2 protein-coding genes are annotated in these 1,171 nt (G+C 71.4%); one reads left to right on the top strand and one right to left on the bottom strand.

Going from position 1 to position 1,171, the window contains the following annotated elements:
- Positions 1-252 (bottom strand): LysR family transcriptional regulator (locus tag ACFWI9_RS34580; RefSeq protein WP_387169333.1); only part of this gene is annotated, 252 nt, incomplete at its 3' end.
- Positions 253-324: 72 nt separating this feature from the next.
- Between ACFWI9_RS34580 and ACFWI9_RS34575 the strand changes: the two genes are divergently transcribed.
- The coding region (locus tag ACFWI9_RS34575) for a DMT family transporter (protein WP_387169330.1) at positions 325-1,171 on the top strand (847 nt) is incomplete at its 3' end.

Raw genomic sequence — 1,171 nt, 5'->3', positions numbered from 1 at the left:
CGCCAGCGCCGTCTCCGCCTCGGCGACCTGCCCGGCGATCGCGTCCGCGTACCCGGTGAGCAGCAGCCCGGCCGCCGAGGGCCGCACCCCGCGCCCGACCCGCTCCAGAAGCGCGGTGCCGGCCTCCTTCTCCAGCGCCCCGACCTGCTGGCTGACGGCGGACGGGGTGTATCCGAGCCGGGCCGCCGCCGCGGTCACCGACCCGCTTCCCACCACGGCCCGCAGGACCTGCATACGTCGCACATCAAGCATGTAGCTGAGGTTAACAGTGACTGTAGGATCTTTCGCTTGTGCTGAAAGGTCCGGCTGTCCGACCGTGGACCCATGCAGCCCGCCTCGACACTCCGCATGGCCGTGCTCGCCCTCCTGTGGGGTTCGGGCTTCCTCTGGATCAAACTCGCCCTGAACCACGGCCTCTCCCCCGCGCAGATCACGATCACCCGTTGCGCCCTGGGCACGCTGGTGCTGCTGGCCCTGGCTCGCACGGCCGGCCAGCGTCTGCCGCGTGACCGTACGACCTGGGGCCGGCTCGCGGTGGCCGCCCTGTTCTGCAACGCCATCCCGTTCGCCCTGTTCAGCGTGGGCGAGCAGACCGTCGACTCCGGCGTCGCGGGCGTCCTGAACGCCACAACTCCCTTGTGGTCCCTGCTGATCGGCATCGCGCTCGGCACCGACCGCGGCCTCGGCCGAGCCCGCCTGACCGGACTCCTGCTCGGCTTCGCGGGCACGGTCCTGATCTTCGCCCCCTGGCACCGCTCGGGCCTGCTCACCTGGGGCGCCCTGGCCCTCCTGGGCGCCGCCGCGAGCTACGCCGTGGCCTTCGCGTACATGTCCCGCAAACTCACCGCGGGCCAGGCCCCGTTGGCCGTCTCGGCGGCACAGTTGATGGCCGCAACGGCTTGGACCACGCTCGCCCTGCCTGCCGCCGGCCCGGTACACCCCGACCTCACGGCCCTGCTGGCGGTCACCGCCCTGGGCATCCTCGGCACCGGCGTGACCTTCTACCTCAACTACCGCCTGATAGCGGACGAGGGCCCGACGAGCGCGGCAACGGTCGGATACCTACTGCCGGTTGTGTCGGTGACGCTGGGCGCGGTGCTGCTGGACGAGAGGGTGGGGCTGCGGGTGATGGCAGGCATGGCGGTAGTCCTGGTGAGCGTCGCCCTTACAA

Origin of the sequence: Streptomyces sp. NPDC127084 (assembly GCF_042724175.1) — a bacterium.
Classification (GTDB): domain Bacteria; phylum Actinomycetota; class Actinomycetes; order Streptomycetales; family Streptomycetaceae; genus Streptomyces.
Note: the sequence above shows the minus strand (reverse complement) of the source record. Positions and strands in the feature narration are given on the sequence as shown.